At 61.6% G+C, this 19,136-nt stretch carries 16 protein-coding genes; 5 read left to right on the top strand and 11 right to left on the bottom strand.

Annotated features, from left to right (window positions below; translation table 11 throughout):
• Positions 1–9 precede the first annotated feature (9 nt).
• Genes P9220_RS26555 through P9220_RS26545 form a run of 3 tightly spaced genes read left to right on the top strand, consistent with a single transcriptional unit; the run spans position 10 to position 2,562 of the window.
• Complete coding sequence (locus P9220_RS26555) at positions 10–336, top strand: hypothetical protein (RefSeq protein ID WP_309768830.1); 327 nt, start codon at positions 10–12, stop codon at positions 334–336.
• Positions 315–1,265 (top strand): cytochrome c oxidase assembly protein, encoded by a 951-nt coding sequence (locus tag P9220_RS26550; RefSeq protein ID WP_404980220.1) that lies wholly within the window; start codon positions 315–317, stop codon positions 1,263–1,265. Before P9220_RS26555 ends, P9220_RS26550 begins: the two co-directional genes overlap by 22 nt.
• A 1-nt stretch (position 1,266) precedes the next feature.
• The gene (locus P9220_RS26545) at positions 1,267–2,562 is read left to right on the top strand and encodes a cytochrome c (RefSeq protein ID WP_309768828.1); all 1,296 of its coding nucleotides are present in this window, start codon (positions 1,267–1,269) and stop codon (positions 2,560–2,562) included.
• Between the two features lie 19 nt (positions 2,563–2,581).
• On the opposite strand, the gene P9220_RS26540 is transcribed toward P9220_RS26545, so the two are convergent.
• On the bottom strand, positions 2,582–2,737 hold the full coding sequence (locus P9220_RS26540) for a hypothetical protein (RefSeq protein ID WP_309768951.1): 156 nt from the start codon (positions 2,735–2,737) through the stop codon (positions 2,582–2,584).
• An 11-nt stretch (positions 2,738–2,748) separates the two neighbouring features.
• On the opposite strand from P9220_RS26540, the gene P9220_RS26535 reads away from it, so the two are divergent.
• Positions 2,749–2,859, top strand: a complete 111-nt coding sequence (locus P9220_RS26535; protein WP_404980237.1) for a SymE family type I addiction module toxin — start codon at positions 2,749–2,751, stop codon at positions 2,857–2,859.
• Between the two features lie 31 nt (positions 2,860–2,890).
• On the opposite strand, the gene P9220_RS26530 is transcribed toward P9220_RS26535, so the two are convergent.
• The 9 genes from P9220_RS26530 to tssE form a co-directional block, all read right to left on the bottom strand.
• The gene (locus P9220_RS26530) at positions 2,891–3,250 is read right to left on the bottom strand and encodes an Imm44 family immunity protein (protein ID WP_309768827.1); all 360 of its coding nucleotides are present in this window, start codon (positions 3,248–3,250) and stop codon (positions 2,891–2,893) included.
• Positions 3,251–3,263: 13 nt separating this feature from the next.
• Complete coding sequence (locus P9220_RS26525) at positions 3,264–7,607, bottom strand: DUF6531 domain-containing protein (RefSeq protein ID WP_309768826.1); 4,344 nt, start codon at positions 7,605–7,607, stop codon at positions 3,264–3,266.
• A complete protein-coding gene (locus P9220_RS26520; RefSeq protein WP_309768825.1) occupies positions 7,607–8,611 on the bottom strand; it encodes a hypothetical protein in 1,005 nt (334 codons plus the stop codon). Before P9220_RS26520 ends, P9220_RS26525 begins: the two co-directional genes overlap by 1 nt.
• A 351-nt stretch (positions 8,612–8,962) precedes the next feature.
• On the bottom strand, positions 8,963–11,227 hold the full coding sequence (locus P9220_RS26515; protein ID WP_309768824.1) for a type VI secretion system tip protein TssI/VgrG: 2,265 nt from the start codon (positions 11,225–11,227) through the stop codon (positions 8,963–8,965).
• 97 nt (positions 11,228–11,324) lie between these two features.
• Complete coding sequence (locus P9220_RS26510) at positions 11,325–11,867, bottom strand: hypothetical protein (RefSeq protein WP_309768823.1); 543 nt, start codon at positions 11,865–11,867, stop codon at positions 11,325–11,327.
• Between the two features lie 10 nt (positions 11,868–11,877).
• Complete coding sequence (locus tag P9220_RS26505) at positions 11,878–12,267, bottom strand: DUF3592 domain-containing protein (RefSeq protein WP_309768822.1); 390 nt, start codon at positions 12,265–12,267, stop codon at positions 11,878–11,880.
• A gap of 57 nt (positions 12,268–12,324) precedes the next feature.
• Positions 12,325–13,419 carry a type VI secretion system baseplate subunit TssG gene (gene tssG / locus P9220_RS26500; RefSeq protein ID WP_309768821.1) on the bottom strand — a complete coding sequence of 365 codons (1,095 nt, stop codon included), beginning with the start codon at positions 13,417–13,419 and terminating at the stop codon, positions 12,325–12,327.
• Positions 13,419–15,311, bottom strand: coding sequence for a type VI secretion system baseplate subunit TssF (gene tssF, locus P9220_RS26495; RefSeq protein ID WP_309768820.1), 1,893 nt, complete (start codon positions 15,309–15,311; stop codon positions 13,419–13,421). The genes tssG and tssF overlap by 1 nt, the downstream gene beginning before the upstream one ends.
• Before the next feature lie 30 nt (positions 15,312–15,341).
• Positions 15,342–15,818 (bottom strand): type VI secretion system baseplate subunit TssE, encoded by a 477-nt coding sequence (gene tssE, locus P9220_RS26490; protein ID WP_404980219.1) that lies wholly within the window; start codon positions 15,816–15,818, stop codon positions 15,342–15,344.
• 925 nt (positions 15,819–16,743) lie between these two features.
• Between tssE and P9220_RS26485 the strand changes: the two genes are divergently transcribed.
• Positions 16,744–17,997, top strand: coding sequence for a glycosyltransferase family 4 protein (locus P9220_RS26485; RefSeq protein WP_309768818.1), 1,254 nt, complete (start codon positions 16,744–16,746; stop codon positions 17,995–17,997).
• Positions 17,998–18,011: 14 nt separating this feature from the next.
• Here P9220_RS26485 and P9220_RS26480 read toward each other — a convergent pair whose 3' ends face one another.
• Complete coding sequence (locus P9220_RS26480; RefSeq protein ID WP_309768817.1) at positions 18,012–19,124, bottom strand: nucleoside hydrolase; 1,113 nt, start codon at positions 19,122–19,124, stop codon at positions 18,012–18,014.
• Positions 19,125–19,136 lie beyond the last annotated feature (12 nt).

The following is a 19,136-nucleotide window of genomic DNA, read 5'->3' as shown; positions in this document are numbered from 1 at the left end:
TTCACGATCATGCTTACATGGCCTGCGCTTCTCTTCGCTCCGTCGCTGCTGCTCGGATTGCTGAGCGTGAACTACGCGCTCGTCGAGCCTTCGTGCCATCTGCAGAGCATGGCCCTGCTCAATGGCGTCAGTGCGTCGAGCCTGGCGATCAGCGTCGTCTGCACGGCGCTCGCATTCGCCCGTTGGCGCGCCGCGCGGCGGGAAGCCGATCCATCGGCGCCGGGTCTGACATCGCGACCGGGATTCATCGCCGCCGTCGCAACGGGCGTGGGCGCGCTTTCGTCTCTGGCCATCTTCGTCATCTCTCTACCGCAATGGCTGCTTTCCGCTTGCTGATTCTCCTTGCCGCCGTGCTGTTCGCCGATACGGCATCGGCGCATGTCGTCGCGCCCGCCGCGCGCGACGTGCAGACGTTCGGCTGGACGTTCGAACCGTGGGTCGTCGTGTGTCTTGCGCTGAGCATCGGGCTTTACGTCGCCGGCTATGCGCGATTGCGTCGTCGCGGATCGCGGGGACGCGCGGACCGTGCGATGCGGCTCGCCGCCTTCGTCGCGGGATGGGTGGCGCTCGTCATCGCGCTGGTGTCGCCGTTGCATGCGCTCAGCGAAGCGCTGTTTTCGGCGCATATGCTCCAGCACGAGATATTCATGCTGGTGGCCGCGCCGCTGCTCGTCATCGGCCGGCCCCTCGCGGTATGGATATGGGCGTTTCCACCGCGCGCGCGCGCACGCATCAGCGTGGCGACGCGCAGTGCGTGGATCGGATGGCCGTGGCGATGGCTGACCATGCCCGCCGTCGCCTGGGGCCTGCATGCCGCCGCGCTCTGGTGCTGGCACGCGCCGCGATTCTTCGAGGCCGCGCTTGCAAGCGAATGGATTCATACGTTCCAGCACACGAGTTTCCTTGGCAGCGCGCTGCTGTTCTGGTGGACCGTGTTCCGTCCCGCCGCCGCCGATGGATCGCGCGCCCACAGCGCGCACGCGATGCTGTCGCTCTTCACGACGATGGTCCACACCGGCGCGCTCGGTGCGTTGCTCACGCTGGCGCCGGCGGTGTGGTATCCGTCGTGCATCGAGAGCACGCTCGCGCTCGGCTTCGATCCGCTGCAGGACCAGCAACTGGGCGGACTCGTGATGTGGGTGCCGGGGGGTCTGGCGTATCTCGTCGGCGGGCTGCTGATCGGCGCACGATGGCTCGCGAGGCGTCCGGCGCGCGAGCTGACGAGCGTGGTGCGCACCGCCATGCCGGCGCACGAGGAGTCCTGACATGCGCTCGATATCACGACGCTGCCGCCGCATCATTTCGTTCGCGCTTCTATCGATATGCGCGCGCGCGGCGCTGGCTGCGCCGCCCGTTCCATCGGCCGATCTGATTGCGCGCGGCGGTTACGTCGCGAAACTCGGAGACTGCGCGGGTTGCCATACCGCGCCGAACAAGGGCGCGCCGTACGCGGGCGGTCTGGGCATGGCGTCCCCGTTCGGCACGATCGTCAGCAGCAACATCACGCCGGACCCGGAGACGGGGATCGGCAAGTACAGCTATGAAGACTTCGCGAAGGCGCTGCGCGAAGGCGTCGCGCCGGGCGGCAAGGGACTTTATCCGGCGATGCCTTATGCGTCCTTCGTGAAGATGACCGACGACGACATGCACGCGCTTTACGCTTACATGATGCATGGCGTGCCGCCGGTGCGTTATCGTCCGCCGCCGAACGACGTGCCCTTTCCGTTCAATCAGCGATGGGCGTTGCGCTTATGGCGCGCGGCGCTCGCACCGAAGGACGTCTATACGCCGCGTCCCGACCGCGACGCGATGTGGAATCGCGGCGCCTATCTCGTGCAGGGCCTCGGCCACTGCGGAGCATGTCATTCGCCGCGCGGGCCGGCGTTTCAGGAGCGTGGCTACGATGAATCGTCGAAGACGTATTTGTCGGGCGGCGTCAACGATAACTGGTACGCGCCGAATCTTCGCGGCGATCCGGGCTCGGGACTCGGGCGGATGTCGCGTGAAGATATCGCGACGCTGCTGAAGACGGGACAGGGCGGGGGGACGGCGGCGATCGGCAGCATGGTGCAGACGATCGAGGACAGCCTGCAGTATCTTCGCGACGACGATCTGCTCGCGATGGCGACGTATCTGAAGAGCTTGCCCGCGACGGGGGCGGCGGATGGCTCGTACGATCCGTCGAAGGCGAAGCCCGGTCAGCTCAAGACGCGCGCGCCCGACGTGCCGCCCGGTCAGGGCGCGGGCGTCTACGCGACGTTCTGCGCGCAGTGTCATCTGGACACGGGCGAAGGTGTGCCCAAGGTGTTTCCGAAGCTGGCGGGGAATCAGGCCGTCATCAGCGAAGATACGACTTCGCTGATTCGATTGCTGGTCGAAGGGGGGAATAGTCCCGCGACGAGGAACGGACCGCCGCGTCAGAACATGCCGGGTTTTGCGGGCAGGCTGTCGGATTTGCAGATCGCGCAAGTGCTTAGTTATATCCGCGGATCGTGGGGGAACGATGCTCGTCCCGTGACGACGAATGATGTCGCTTCGTTGCGGAGTAAGTTGCATAAGTGAGATGCAGCGGTTTGTAATATCAGGAATCCGGCAAATTGGGATTGAATATCTTTTGTCCCTTGCATGGTTCAAAATCGTTGAAATTAAGACCGGTACTTGAAGCGATGTGCAAGACGGCATCCTCGACCCGCGAGAACGAACGCATTTCCTCTACCAAGTACTCTTCGGCGTCCATGTTTCTTTCCAATACCGTGGATCAAGCTCGCCGGACGGTGGATTGAGCAGGCGGGATTCATGCCGGGGCAGCGTGTCAAGATCAATGTGGAACACGGAAGGCTGGTGATTACCGCTGAATAAAACAACGGGCCGCTTTCGCGGCCCTTAATTCTCAGCATTGTAAAATAGAATACAGCAAACTTCTGTCGTTGTCTGAGATTCCTAGTTTTTCCATCTTATCGACCGAACAACTTAAGGCAGATAGTAGCAGTCTTTGTCGCTCTACCAAGTCTCCATTCAGAAATCTTTCGTGATCGATCTTTAGTCTGAATTCAAGCACTTTTTTTTGAGAGTTCTTCTTTGCGATTTCGTTTGCCCAATCCTTATCGGACCGAATCATAGCTATGAACGCCCATTTTTCAAACGAATTTTGGAGCGAAAGACTAATAAGCCTTGAATTGATCTTATCCTCAACAATCTTTCGCGCCTCTCGAAAAGCATCAGCAACATCGGAGTCTGCTTCTGTCGCCATCCATAGTTTCATATCAGTAATCCGATTTGTTGAGTCGTGGTCTCGCTCCATGAATTCTTGTGTGTTCAAGAATCATCTCATGTTGCCAAGTATGCATTTCTCGCTTACTTCCCTTTTCCTCAAAAATCATATCGACATTATTCGCATCGAGATATTCTTGAGAATATCTCTTTTTACCGTTTGTTGTCTCTCCATATTTAGCAACCGACCCGTTGTCGCGATCTCTTAACGTATAACCTTGAGTCGGCTTATCGGTGTCAAGACTATTGCCATGCTTCGAAGGGCATTTTTTCCTCTTTCGTCCCGGCTTCTTCGCGAATTGACCGTTATTTTTATGTTTTTTCCAAAGACCGAGTGGATCAATCCAGTCCAGGATGTTGGGACCCAACTGATACGGATTCTCTCCACCTGCAAGGCCAATTGGGTCTTGCGAAACGAACAGACCGGTGCCTGGATCGAAGTACCGATGCCGGTTATAGTGCAGGTTCGATTCGGGATCGAAATACTGTCCCTGCAACCGCAACCCCTGCTCAACCGCCCCGACCTCGATCCGATCGACTCGCCCGGTCACACCATAATGCGCCTCCCAAACGACTGCTCCAGCGCCATCACGTAACCGCATCGGCGCGCCGTTCACATCGTTCTGATAGTAGTACAACCGGCTATCAGCCGCATCATCCGCAGCAGCCGCAACCTGCATCGTTAGCGGCTCGAAGCTATCCAGATGATACGCATAGAATCGCGCTTCATCCACTGCACCCGACGTCGCATCCCGCGCCCGCGCCTCGCCCGCCAGCGCATCCCCGTCCCACAGGAACCACGTCTGCGCCCCGCGCTGACTATGTGCATGCTCGCGTCCCGTGTACCGCACTTCGGCCGCCATCTTCGCGATACGCCGTCCCAGCGCATCGTATCGATACCGCCAGCACTCGTTGCGCGTGTTCTCGAAGCACGCCAGCCGCCCGAACGCATCCCACTCGAAGCGCTGCACGCCGTGCTCTGCATCCTGCCGCACAACCAGTTGCCCCGCCGCATCCAGCCGCCACTTCGCGCCATCCGCGTGATGGAGTTCGCGCGCACCATCGGCTCGCTCGTGCGTGCGGAACCGGTCGCCGTGGGCGTCATAAGCGAAGTGCCGCAAGCGCCCCGCCGGGTCGGTGTGCGCAATGATCCGCCCAAGCGGATCGTAGCGATACCGGTCCTCCCCGAGCCGGCTATCGCGCCGCACCGTCAAGTTCCCGCTCGCGTCGTAGTCGTAACCGGTGATCTCGTCGCGATGCCCCGCACGCTTCGTCGCGTGTTCCCTCAGACGGCCCGCGCGGTCGTATCGATATTGATGCCCGAAGTCGCTGTTAAAGCGCGTATCGGACAACCGCCCCGCCAGATCGCGCGTGAAGCGGATAGGCTCGTGGTCGTCCATCTGGACACTTTGCGGCTGCCCGAGCGCGTCGTACTCGTATTTGAGCGCCTGAGCGAAACGCGTGTCGCCAGTGGCGAGCCTGAGCGTGCGATCGTGCAGCTGCAACCGGCCCGCAGCGTCGTAGACATACTCGAGCACCGCCGTGGCTTCGTCCTGCTGCTGCGTCTCGCGCACCAGCCGTCCGTCGTCGTCGTAGCTGCGCTCCACGACGCTTTGTGCATTGCGCGCCTCGGTGAGCTGCCCGCGCCCGTTGTACCGATAGTGCTCCTGCGCTTCACCCGCGATGCGGCTCGTGATCCGGCCGAGCGGATCGCAGGTGATTGCCAGTGCGTGGCCGAGCGGGTCCATCGTCTGCGTGAGATGGCCCGCGCGGTTGTACGCATAGCGCCGCGATTGCCCGTCATAGCCGACTTCCTCGACGAGCCTCCCCGCCGCGTCGCGTCTCAACTTCCAGGTCTGCCCCAGCGGATTGGTAACGCCGGTCAGTTGTTCTTCGGTGTCGTAGTGATAACGCGTGACGCTGCCGTCGGCGTCGGTTCGGCTCGCCAGCTGGCCCTGTCCGTAGTAGCCAAACGTGGTGACATGACCCGCTTCGTCGGTGTACCGCGTCAGGTTGTCTTCGGCGTCATACTCGCAACGCACGAAGCGCTCCCCTGGCAAGGCGCACGCCACGAGCCGCCCTTTCGGGTCCCACGTATAAGTGGTCGCTTCTTCACCCGGCGATTCTCGACGCAGCAGATTACCGCGCGCGTCATGCCGGAAACGCGTCGCACGTCCGACCGGGTCGGTCAGCTCGGCGAGGTAGCCGAGCGGATCGTACGCGAGCGTTGTCACCTGCTGCGCGGCGTCCGTGACCTGAACCAACTGACCCTGTGAATCGTATGCGAACTGCGAAGCCGTGCCCGATGGCGTGATCTGCGCAATCAAATTGCCGCGCGCATCCCACTTCTGCTGCCATACGCCGCCTTCAGGATCGCTGATCGCAACCGGCCGGTGATCCGCGTCATACTGCGTGCGTACGGCCGTGTCATCGGGCAGGCGCTGCTCGATGAGGTTCGCGTGCTCGTCGTATTCCCAACTCGTCGTGTAGCCCGCCGGATCCGTCTCGGCGATGGTGCGCCCGGCACCGTCGTACCGATAGCTGCGCACGCCGCCCAACTGGTCCGTGCGGCTCACCGGCAATTGCTGCGCGTCGTACTGGAGCACCGAGACGCCGCCGAGCGAATCGACAATGCGCGTCTCGAGATACGTCAGGTCGTATTCGAAGCGATAGTCGTACAGGCCCCCGTCACCCCAGGCATGATCGACGCGCCACAGGCCGTCCGCGTGCTGCTGATGAGAGTAGTAGAACGACAGGCCGTTGCGGTCGGTATGGCGCACCATCAGATGCTCGCCACGATATTCGAACGTGTACGGCGCTTTCAGCGCGTCGTGCACGGCGATGAGGTCGCCGGTGCGGTTCTGCTCGTATCGCACGAGCGGATGCCGTTGGCCGCGCGCATCGACGAGCGTGAGTTCGCCAAGGCAGCCGCGCACGTCGCCCGCACCCGCGTGCAGCGCGCGACCGGTAGGCCGGCCGGCAGAGTGCTCGACAAAGCGCAGGACCGCACCGGCTTGCTCCGATCGCTCGACTCGCCACGCGTTGCCGTTGAGATCCGACAACTGCGTGAGCGGAAGATGCATACGCCGGCCGCTCCGCTTCGCCGGAACCTGTTCGCGCCAGTGCACAGGCAATGCAAAGGCGTATTCCAGACCGCCTCGCGTACGCACGGTCAGCGCGTCGCCCTCGATGTAGACCGCATGGCCATGCTGACGATCGTATCGGCGCGCGTCCCAGCCCGGTTGATCGGGCAGCATGTCGAACGCGGTGAAGTGGTCGGGGAAATAAACCGCTGCGCCGAACTGCGCCTGGTTCCCGGTGTCGTCGCGCACGAGTTCGAGGCGGACGTCGGCGGGACTCTGCCAGCCATGACCGAGCGCGCCCGCGTGAGGGTCGTGACTCGCGTAATAGCGATCCCACACGAGCGGCAGACGCCCTTCGATCGTGAAGTCGTTCTGCTGCACGACGACTTCGCCGGTGACGGAATTCACCGGCTCCGCGTCGAAAATGACGCACTTGATGAAACCCGACGGAAACTTCTCGAACAGCTTCTTCGCGAGCTTCGAGCCGCGGAACGCCTTGAACAGCCCCGCGGCGAACGCCATCATGTTCATGATCGGCGGGCCACCCACCAGCACCGGACGCCCTGCCGGAATCGGCAGCATCACCGCAGTCGGCAACGACATGCTCTTGCGGTCAGTGTGCGCGCTGTTGTGGTCCATCGGCACCATGCCGACGAACCAGCAGCTCAGCGCAGGCAGCGCGAGGAACGAGAGCGGATCGCCATTGGCCAGCACCGTCTTGCTGCCCATGAACGATTCCGAGTCCTGCGACGGGCCTTTCGCGTCCGCACCCGTGAACGTCCCGCCAAGCGGAAAGTGCAGGCCGGGGATGTGGTAGTTATGCGTGCCGGCTGTTGCGCGCATGAAGCCGTTGATCCAGATCGGCGCGCCGCCGCCGCCACGACCGACGTTTCCGCCCAGCGCATCGTTTATGCTGTTCTGGAGATTCGCGACGGTTTTGACGACGTCGTTGTCCATCACCTTGTCGACGGCGTCGTTCACCGCCGCAACGGTACCCATCGCCGACTTGACGACCCCGCTGTTCATCACCTCGGCGATCTGCGCCTCGTGCGATGCCACGAAGTCCGAGACCTGTTCCTCGATGAAGCTGAACACGATGCTGCCGATCATCGCCTCGAACGCCGCAATGTACTCCTGCACGTCAAACACGAACCCCACATGCGGATGCGGCATGATCGGAAACGGCGGCCCCGTCACCTGATGAACGTCGATCCCAACTACCGGCGTCAGATGGTTCACTGCGAGCAGAGCCATTACGCGCCCTCCTGTGCAGCGATGAAGAGTCGCGAAACCTGATCCGGCGCAAGCGGCTTGATCCCTTCGCGCCAGTTTTCACCGTAGAGCGACTTGAATTGGGCCACCACGTCATCGCGACGCTTGTGATGCTTGTCGAAGAAGCCTGTTTGTCCGAGCATCCACGCCGTAACCAGCTGGAGATTGCTGTTGGAGCGGATCGCAGGCTCCAGCCATTGGCCCGCAGCCAGCGCCTGCATCCCGGCTTCGAACGCCTGATCGGTGCGGCCGGTCTTCTCCAGACACCACGCCTGCATGCGGCGCGATTCGACGGTCAGAATTCCGTCCTGCTCGGCTGCGGCATACTGCGCCGCTTCGTCGTAACAACGCGCGGCGCTCTTGAAGTCCGATTGCATCAGGTGAACGCTGGCCTCACCGAAGAGACCGTTGACAACCAGCTTGTTCCCGCCGGGGTGGGCTGCGTCCAATGCCTGCCGCCCTGCTTGCGTTGCGGCCTGATAAGCGGCCAGCGCTTCATCATTCGATTTCCACTTCAAATACGCCGCGCCCGCGATCAGATGCACGACCGCACTTTGATCGGGCCATTGCTCACGCGACGTGATGGCGAGCGCGCGTTCACGCAGTCGCGCAAGGTGCTGCGGGTCATCGCGCGAAATCGACTCGGACAGCTCCACGAAAAGGCGGCGGAACTCTCCACCGGGGCCACGCTCACCGGACTGGGCGACGAGCTCGCGCGGGACCGCTTCCATGTAATAGCGGCCGCGAACGAGCTTTACCTGCGAGGGCCGGTTCTGGCGCAACGAAGCCAACGGGGCGGTCGCAACGCCGTATTGAACGAGGCGTAAGCGTTCGGATCTCCAGCGCCCCTTGTCGAAGGCGCCCAGGAGCTCATCGAGCCAGCGCTCGAACGCTTGCTCATTCTTGATTGACTGCGGACGGAGCACGAGCACCATGCCTGGAAACACGTCGGGATGATGCGCCATCAGACTGTCCAGCACATTCATGAGGTGATGTGTCTCGCTCTCGTTCGAGCGCGAGGGAATCGACCAATTTGCGACGATGCCATTCGCGGCCGATCCGTCCCGGGTCTTTTCGTAGTAATCCGAAATCTCGCGAACGAGCGAAAGCGGATATTGGCTCTCGGTCTCGAACGGCGATGTGAACTGCATGACCGCGCTGGACAGTCTCTTCTGGCTCTGGAAATATGCGTGGATCAGTTCGAGGTCCGGCTCGTTGGCGGACCAGTACAAGAGCCGCGCGGGTTTGTCCTGCGCGAACTGCAGCCAGTCCTGGTGCGCGTCCATGAGACGACGATCGACAGGATTCGTCGGTTGCCAGTTATTCATGACGCCGCCTTACGGATTCAACTTCAGGACCGAGCCCTGAACGGTATTGGTTTTCGTCGCCGAGCTCGTGACTGTGCCGCCATTGATCGCATGGCTGTCAGACCCGGTCGCGACGATCTTCTTGCCGGTGACCGAAATGTCCGTTCCGTTAATCTCGATCTTGCCGCTCGAATGCATGACGATTTTCGCCGCGCCGCACACGAACTCGATTTTGTCGCCCGCGTGAAGTGTGGCGTTCGTGCCGACGGTGACCGCCTGCTTCGTGCCGACGTTGACGACTTGCTGGCCGGTTACCGCCACGGTATGGTCCGCCAGAAGCGTCGATGTCTTCGCCTGCGTAACGGTTTCCGTGCTCGTGCCATTCACCGTCTCCTCGCGAAAGCCGGTCACGGTGAGCGTGTCATTGCCCCCGACGGTGCTCGTCCGATTGACGATGACGTCGTGCGTCTGATTTCCCTTGATGGTCGTCGACTGATCGACGCCTACGTTGAGCGTATCGTTCAGCGTTACCGAGCACGTGCGGTTCGCTTGCAGCGTGATGGTTTCATCACCCGTGACCGTCTCCGTGCGCGTGCCGCCCACGGTCGTGGTCTCGCTGCCTCCCACCGACTTGGTGCGATTCGCCGTGACCGAATGCGACTCGTTGTTCTTGACGGTCGTATTCATGTCCTTCTGAGCCTGCAGCCATACTTCCTCGGCGCCCTGCTTGTCCTCGAAGCGCAAGCCATTGGCGGTCTCTGCGCTACCTTTCATCGAGCGCGAGAGCATGCCGCTTTGCGTCGCGTTGCCGGGCAGATCCCACGGAGGCATCGTCTCGGCGTTATAGAGGCGTCCCACGACGATAGGACGGTCCGGATCGCCATTCTCGAAATCGACGATCACCTCGCTCCCCACGCGCGGAATGTTCACGCCTCCGTACCCGCCGCCGGCCCACGGATATGACACGCGCACCCAGCACGACGAGCTCTGATCCTTCACGCCCGAACGATCCCAATGGAAGCTCAGCTTCACGCGGCCGTACTGGTCGGTCCAGATTTCCTGGCCCGCCGGACCGGTGACGATGGCGGTCTGAGGACCGCTCGTGCGCGGCTTCGGATAATCCCCACGCGGCGGACGGAACACGGAGGTCGCAGGCTGCACGACGAACGACGACGCGAAGCGATACTCGCCCGAGCCGCTCGCCTCGCTGGCTTCCGATGCCGCAATCGCCGATGCGATCACCAGATACTCGCGATTGGCCGCTTCATGCGGAAAGCCTTCGAGGCGGAAGGTCGTGCCGCATACGATGTCCCGCACGTTGCCCGAACCATGTGCCCGCTCGCCTTGCGCGCGCTCCTCCTCCATCCGCAAACGGGCGAACTGCTCGCCTTGCGAGGGATCGGTGAAGTCGCCAGGCCACTCGTAGCGCTCAAGGTCGTTGTGCGCGGTGTCTTGCGGCAACTCGTTCTGAACGATTAGCGCCGCACTCGGTTTCTTGAAGTCGAAGTCATTCGTGGTCCATCGGCCGGACTGAAGACTTCCATCGAGATTGAATGCATCGATGTGCTCGCGATCCACTCGATGACCCGGCGGGAAATACCATAGCGTTTGATACGCAGCGCTTTCCACCGGCTTGTGTGCGCCGAGCTGATCGACCAGGATCATCCGGTGGAAACCCTTGCTGTGCTCGAAGAACCAGTAGATGCCGTGCTCGGCCATCAGGCGCTGAATGAAGCGAAAATCCGTTTCGCCGTACTGCACCTGATAATCCAGCACCGGATACGTTTCGCTCAGGCGCGTCTCATACGAGTACATGTAATTGCCGAGTACCGCCTCGACGATTTCAACGACCGTCTTACCCTGATAGATTTTGAAGTCCGAACGCTTCTCCGCGAGCGAGATCCACGGTTTGAGTACGAGCTGATAGTGACTCTGGCGGTCGGCCTGGCCTGCGTAATGCGCCTGCGTGACGATCCCGCTGATCTCGCGCGTGCCCGCGCCGATGTTGGTCGCGCCGCCCATGCCAACGAGCCCGGGCAGAAAGCTGCCCATGCCTTCCAGTTCGATGGTGATCGTCAGTTCCTTCCCGATCATCGACTTGAGATCCAGATTCGCGGCCGCCCGTTCAGGCATGGCGGATTCGAGCGGCGTGCGGCAGTCCAGCGTGTATTTGTAGATGCTCGACAGCGTTTCCCCGCCGCGCAGGGCGCTGAGCAGGAGAGAGGGTGTGCCATCGGGGCCCGTCGGAAGCGCGGCGCCGCTGATGGTCACAGTACGGGTTTTAGAAGTCAGCACTTCAGTAGATTCTCCAGTTACGTGCTTCGGATTCCAGAATTTATGCGGGCGAGTCCATCGGTGGATGGCTGCCGCTCGGGAGATCGAACGCGCGTGTCTAATGCAGGTAGCCTGCAAGCAATCCGACGCCCAGCCCCGCCTGAAGTCCGGCGGTAATGCCGCCCATGACCAGCAACGCAGGCGCTTGGGCAATGGCTCGCTCGGCCAGATAGAGCATGCCAGGTGAGGAGAGCCCCAGAATCAACTCGGCCGAGTTGATGCCAAGAAACATGACCGAACCACCTGCACCGAGCAGGAGACCCCCTCCTGCGTCCACGTACACGGTGGCGCCTTGAATGTCCCGGCGTGAGAGTTCGCTGCCTCGAAAGGCATCGGTCATGAAGATGGCGCCCCCGCTGGGAAACGACTTCGCGGAGCCCGCGCCACCTACTTCCTTCCCGTTAAGCCCCGGGAGCTTGAGACGAGGAATCTTGATGCCGACGCCCATGCCGGCGCCGATGCCGCCGTAGTAGAACGCTTCGTCTTTCGCGTCCGGGTCGCTGAGCACGATGGAGCCGCCCGATGCGACAACCACATCGGCGCAGACACCTCCGGTCGCGCCGGTGCTATAGCTCCACTCGCTTGGTCTTAGCAGGAACATAAATCTGAATTCACTTGTTATTAGCCTCACGCCGCAACACGCTCACTACCCCCGCCACGACGAAGCCCAGTCCGACCGTTGCCAGAAGAAGCGCTGCGTACCACACCGTCCCGAACGCGTCGAGCGTCGCGCTGTGACGCACCGCCGCCGGCGCATACCGCACGCGCACTGCCTCCCCGACTTTCATGCCGAAGACCAGGCCGCCCTGAGGATAGGAGACTCGTTCACCGGACAACGTGACGAACTCGACCTGAGGGTGACTCCCGCCGGCGTTCAATGCGACCACTCGTCCCGGCACAACGACCGAGCTCTGCAAGAACTGTCTCGTTGAGTTGACGTTCAATGACGCCATGACAAGCAGCACGAGACCAATCGCGATTGCGTTCAATGATTTGAACATACGTTATCCTAATGATACTGACCTCGATATTCAAATACTCCGAAAATACGTGTCGCGCTATGTCGGACCTCGCAGCGAGTCGGCACGATCGGCACCAGGGACGGACCTCAGGTCGCCTCGCCTGATGTACTCCTCGGGATCGAACCTCATGCCGGTGATCGGCTTGCCATCGGGCGATTGACCGAGCCAGCCGGACCACCCCAACTGCTGCTGTCCTCCAATGACGGCGGGACTCGCGCAGTCGGCCCGGATCCGCAGTTCCAATTCCCACTGGAACTCACGCCCCACGAAAGCACGCACCCAGTCGACAAGTTCCGGTAGCGCCGCGCCGCGCGGCGTGAACCGCAGATATTGCTCGAGATCGACTGGCCCGATGATGAGTCGAAACCGATGCTGCCTGTCCGGCGCCTGCTCGCCGAGCATCGCGCCATCTCCGAGAATCGACGCCGCGCCGGGCTCGCCTAGGTGCGTCTGCTCTTCGCGCGGCACACTCACCCAATGAAACACATACTCGTCGATGCTCACCGGCACGCCGAAGTAATGCTCGAGCGTCATGCAGAGGCCATCCGGATCGCGGGCTTCGCGCGTGACACCCGGCGACCCCGCCAGTTGCGCATGAGCCGGCAACGCGCGTTGCGCTATCTCGTCGGGATGCTGCCCGGTGAGACTCGCGGCATGCGACGAAAAGCTCTCGTCGTCGGCGCGGTCCAGACCCGCCGCCGCTTGTCCCGACGCCCACGCCCGATACAGGACGCCCAGATATCGGTGATGAAAGAGGTCGAGGAAGCGGCTTAGCGTGGCGTCGTGCCGGCTCTCTTCGCGCTCTCTCGCGATCTCCGTCATGTGAATGGGCAACGGGCCATTGGGACCGAGCACGCCGAGTCCGTACAGATGCACATGCAGGCGCCCGTTGCGTTCGTCGACATCGGCAATCTCCCGCGGCGAGAACGTCAGGCTGGGCCGCTGGCCGAGGCGGAACGGTTCTGCGCCCGGCCGCTCGGCGGTCCCGATCGGATCGATGCGCTTGTTGGCGCCGACGCGGCGCATCAGCGACAGGAAGCCAAAAAGCCATGGCTCGTTCCGCAGCCGCTCCGTTAGCGAATCCGATAACCCCGTATTGCGGGACGATGCGCCAGATGATCGGTCATCCATCACGCCACTCCACGTGTGCCCATTCGCACGGGCCAGCGCATGATGCGGCCACGCTGAGTCGAATTGAGTTGGGTCTGCGTGAACGAATGCATCGAGACATGACGTGCGAGATAGTGTTCGATCACCAGGCCGAAGAGGTACGGACTCATGCCGGAGAAACCTGCTTCATCGACTGTCAACTCGCACGCGATGCCGCGTCCGAACACGAACGGGCCTCCTCCCGGCAGCTTGCGCGTGACGGCGCTGGTCTTCACGGCAACCAGGCTGTCCACTTGCTGCGCGAGTCCGGTGTCGTCGCTGCCGAGAAAGAGGCGCAGCATGTCGCGCAGGCCCTGCCCATCCGGACGATGATCGAGTTCTTCGAGCGCCAGATAGTTGAAGTTCAGTTGCCGGATCAGGCGCCAGGCCGCTGCACCCTCCGCATACGGCGGACGCGGCGCGCTGGGCCGTCGAATGAGGCCGATGCTCTCGATCGGCGGATCGTTCTTCACCTTCTGGAAATCGTTCACGCCGTTACGCGGCACGAGAATCGGCAAGTCGCGGTTCGTGAGCCATGCGTAGGCCGACAGATAGCGCATGCCTTCATGATAAGGCGCTTCGTCTGCATCGACGAGAGAGACGAACGTCTCCGTCCCGACATACGACGTGCGGGTGCCGTAGCGCCGCGAAGAACCGGACAACAGGCGTCGCTCACGACGCACGGTGAAGTATCGGCCGTGGCTCGCTTCGTCGTTGTTGAGCGTCTGATAGAGCGGCTGGAATTCGCACTTTTCCGAGTTCTTCTCGACTTGCGCCTCCAGCGCCTGAACGGCGAATACTTCGTAGTCCATCGGATGCTGACGCTTGGGCACCAGATGAAATTCCGTGGTCGCATCGGCCAGTTCGATGCGGTCGACCTTCTGCTGAAACAGATTGACGACAGGCGTACAGAAAAGCGCGAACCGCGAAGCATCGACCAGACTCGCGAGCCGATCCGGCGCACGGTCGAGCAGCACGACGATCTCGAGTTCCTCTCCTTTCGTCTTCTTCAGCCCCGCGCGAAGACCGGTCAGCGCGAAGAAGTAGAAGCGGCTGGGACAAGCGAAGTATTCATGAAGCAGGTTGTGTCCATGGAACTTGGGCCAGACGAGCGGCAGCAGCCCCTGGTCGATGCCCAGACCTTCGTGAACCACCGCTTTCGATTCGACTGCCGCGAACGGGCGGTCAGCCGCGCTGAAGGCGCCCGGCTCCCCGACCACGGAAGCCAATGCAGCGGTGTGCAGCAGTTCGAACAGGTTGGACGCGACTTCTTCATCGCCTGACAAGTACACAGGCAGGCGGTCGAGGTTCTCGAGCGCGGCGATCTTCGCCTTGTTCGTGGTGCGGATACGCAGCCTCAGAGCGCCGCGAACCTGCGCGTGCGCGGGAACATAGCGCTCGAGTCCGGGAATATCGGGCGGGATGCCTGTGAGCCTTGCGCTGACGATGGTCAGCGGATAGAGCACGACGTCCTGGCTGGTCGTGAACATGCAGGCCGTGCGCTCGCCGTCCGGTGCGTGCGTCTTGATCGTGAGGCCGCGCGGCACGCGAAAGCCATCGTTCAGATTGCCTTTCGTGTGCGCCGGATACATCTGCACGACGGCCATCGAGGGCGTCGGGGCGACGTAGTTCGGGTATGTCACTTCCAGCAGGCGCTGCGTAAAGCGCGGGAAGTCGGCGTCGAGCTTCAATCGCATGCGCGCGGACATGAAGCAGAACGACTGCATCAGCCGCTCGACGTAAGGGTCGCTCGTTTCCCCCGCGTGGATTCCCAATCGGCGCGCGATCTTCGGATTCGCGTCCGCGAACTCGCCCGCGCTCTCACGAAGGTAGATGAGTTCCTGGTTGTAGTAATCGAGTAGTCGCGGGTCCATTGCGGTGCATTTGCTTCGTGAATGTCCGGCTCACGCGCGCCGGCTGTCCGCATGCAGGCGGCTGCTTTCGAGATCGAGCGAACTCTGCACCAAGAATTCCAGCGGATACGGCTCCACGTCGATCATTCCGCGAATCTCGAACGCCACTTCGTTATGACGGCCGTGCCGGTCTCCCTCGCTGCACGGAACGACCTGAAGCGAATTCGGCACGAGGCGCGGTTCGAAGGCAAAAATCGCATCCTTGATGGTCTGCTCGATATCCGACCACTTGCGCGAAGCCATGAACGCGCCGGCCAGCGGCGGCACGCCGAAGTTGACGGTAGATGCGGCCACGAGCGGATATCGCCCTGCATCGATCTCACTGCCGAGATTAGTGGCGTTCAACAGATACGACAGGTCGCGCTGGATGATCTCGCGTAGCTGCGCACGCGTGACGGCATACTCGCCGGGCGCTTCGGTCCGGCGATGCGGCGCATCGTCGCGCAGCCGATCGATGAGCGCCGGCATGAGGTGCGTGTTCCCACGGCGCGAAGCACTGCCTGCCCGCGCGTCCCGGCTGTCTTGAGCGGCGCTGGTCATCGTGTCACCGTAGCGGACGGTCGGTTTCGCCGGGAGCTCCTGACCCGTCATTGCGCGGCGCGCGCAGCGTCTCCCCGCGATTCGCTTCGGTTCGGCGCGGCACAGGTTCTGAACGACATGGGACAGGACAATATCGCATGCGGGATAGGGTCATACGTGGTGTATCTCGGATAGCTAATGAATCGTCCGAGGATTAACGCACGACGCTTGAATGTTTGTCCAGAACCGAATAATTGCTTTTAAGCAAACATGTAAAGCCTACATATAGATAGTAGGTCGTAATATTTAATGTCAGCGGCGTTTAGAAGTCGGTGATGGTCTTTCACAGATGATGCTTACCTCGTTTCGGCGCAGGAACACGTTCGATCTTTCAGCGACACAAGTCGACACCAGGCTGCGAAGTCGCTTGCTCAGGAGAAAATTCACGTCTCGATCGTATGGCCGATACAACTGACTAATCGACGCGGCGACAGCAGCGCTAGTGGAACCCTCCGCCGCCCGTGCACTCCAACGGTCATTGTCACAAGCAATGGCATGGCGCGTAAGTTGTTCACCTCACGCGTCCACCCCCGGCAATATTTGCAGACAAATCGCGTTACCAAAAGACTCACTCGCATCAAACCGCTACACGAGCTAGCATTGCAATTGCTTACGTTTCGCTTTGCGCCTTCTCAAGCAATTTGGCTTATCCTAAACTCCTGCTTACCGGCTGGAGCGATGCCGCAACTACGTTTTCACGTTGTGCTTCTAATCCGAGAAGGCTGCAGCGGTGCACCCCTTGCCTTTCGGGATCTGTCTTCGGGCCGACAGAGCGGGTGCCTTATCGCAGGACGACGACACTACTTCAAACGCCGTGAAAATACTCATCGTCAACACGTTGTACTACCCGGACAAGATCGGCGGGGCTGAGGTATCGACGCAACTGCTCGCCGAGGGGCTCGTCAGGGCAGGCATGGACGTGAGCGTCGCCTGTGCAACGGGAGCACGCAGCGACAGCGTCACCGAATTCAACGGGGTCAAGGTTTATCGTCTGCGCTCGGCCAACCTGTATTGGCCGCATGCGCCCAAGAAGCGCTCCCGCGTCGCGCGATTCATCTGGCATGGCATCGATGTCGTCAACGTCGTCATGTCACGCAAGCTGCGCGACATCATCGCGCGCGACAAGCCGGACATCATTCATACGAGTAATCTCGCGTGCCTGTCCGTCGACGTATGGCGCGCTGCCCGCGCCGCCGGCATTCCCATCGTTCACACGGCACGCGACTACTACCTCATGTGTCCGGCCACGACGATGTTCTCCGACGTCGAGCCCTGCAAGCGCCAATGCGGATCATGCGCGCTGTATTCCGCGCCGAAAAAGTCCGCATCGTCCCGCGTTCAGGTCGCCGTGGGCGTCAGCCGCTTCGTGCTGCAAAAGCATCTGAACAGCGGCTATTTTCCTGAAGCCACACGCACGGCCGTCATCAACAACTGCTACGTTCCGAGCCAGGACGCCGCCACGCACACGAAGCAACGCTATAAAGGCGGACCGGTGCGTCTCGGCGTGCTCGGCCGCGTGGCGCGAGACAAAGGCTCGGAGGTCGTGCTCGAGCAGCTCGCCGCCGACAACACACTCGACTGGACGCTCGTCTTCGGCGGCAAGGGCGACCCCGGCTACATCGAGGGCCTCAAGCAGAAATACGACGATCCGCGCGTGCAGTATCTCGGTCACGTGAAGCCCGACGACTTCCTTCGCAGCATCGACATCCTGATCGTGCCGTCGATCTGGCACGAGCCGTTCGGCCGCGTGATCGTCGAAGCATATTCGTACGGCTTGCCGGTCGTCGGCGCGAATCGCGGCGGCATTCCCGAAGTAATCGAGCCGCGTTCGAATCTCGTCTTCGACATGGAGCGTCCGCACACGCTCATCGAGAAGATCCGCGAGGCCATCGCGTTGCTGAAGGAACCGTCCGTGCACGACAGGCTGCGCAAGCACGCCGATACCTTCAGTCCCGACTCGATGGTCAACGCCTATCTCGACGTGTATCGCAGCGCGCTCGGGGGCGCCATCAAAAGAACCGTCGAACCCGTCACGCCCGCGATAACGCCGAAAGCCAGAATGGACTGAGCCGGAATCAACCGTCAGCGAAACTTGACCGGCACCGGACTCGTCAGCAAGCCCACGTAGAAATCGAAAAAGCGGTCGTTGTCATAGCGCGTCACGTAAGTGATCTTCTGCGGCGACGCGCCAGCCGCCGGCGCGTCGGGATACACGCGCACATGTCCCTGATCTTCGCCCGGCGTCGTGTCGATGTCGAGGTACGCGCTCTGCGTCTCTTTCGCATACGTGGGATCGAGAAAGTATCCGATGGTCAACGTGTCGTAGATATTCGTATTCGCGGCGAATGCGCCTGCGTTCGCGATGGCATATGCCTGCGTCACCGCTGTCTGTCCCGTCGGCGGATTGACAATCTGGTTGTAGATGGTTTGCGTCAAGGGAACGGTATTGGTGACGTCGAGCGGAATGACCCGCTGCGGAATGGTGGTTTGCAAGAGCGTACGCACCGCCACCGGATCGAACCACCAGTTGAGCTCACCCACTGCGTTGGCATTGCCGGGTACGTTCATCGCGCCGCCCATGTAGACGATCTCCTTGATGAGCGGCACGATCTCCGGCGCTCGCCTCACGGCCGTTGCGAGATTCGTCGGTGGCCCGACTTCGATGATGGTCACCTGATTCGGATAGCGCTTGATCGTATCGATCATGAAGTCCGCGGCGGCCTGCGCTTTCAGCGTCGTCGATTGCGCGAAGCCATCGGGCGGCGCGGTCAGTTGCGATGGCTGCGTCGGCTCCGGCCGCATCCACGCGCCGAAGTAGCCGTTCGGATTCGCGGCCTGCTGCGCACGAATGCTCGCGACATCGTATTGCAGCGGATAATTCGCGCCCGCATACACGCCGACCTTGTCCTGCACGCCCATGCGCTCGACGGCTTTCAGCGCATCCGCCTGTTCCTGCAGCAGCCAGTCGTTGCCGGTCACCACGCACAAGCCCAGCAGGTTGATCTTGCCCTGCCCCATCAGTTGCGTCGTCATCGCGAAGAGCTGACCGTCGTCGCCCATCGTGTTGAAGTCGGAATCGATAATGACCTTCGGGGCATCGTTGTAAGCATCGTGATGATCGGAGCCGCCACATCCGGTCACCAGACCGGACACGACGGCTACCGTAACGAGTCCTGCTGCATTGCGAGGCGTCATCGCTGTCTCCTG

Source organism: Caballeronia sp. LZ016, from assembly GCF_031450805.1.
Classification (GTDB): domain Bacteria; phylum Pseudomonadota; class Gammaproteobacteria; order Burkholderiales; family Burkholderiaceae; genus Caballeronia.
This window is presented reverse-complemented; position numbering and strand designations above follow the sequence as displayed.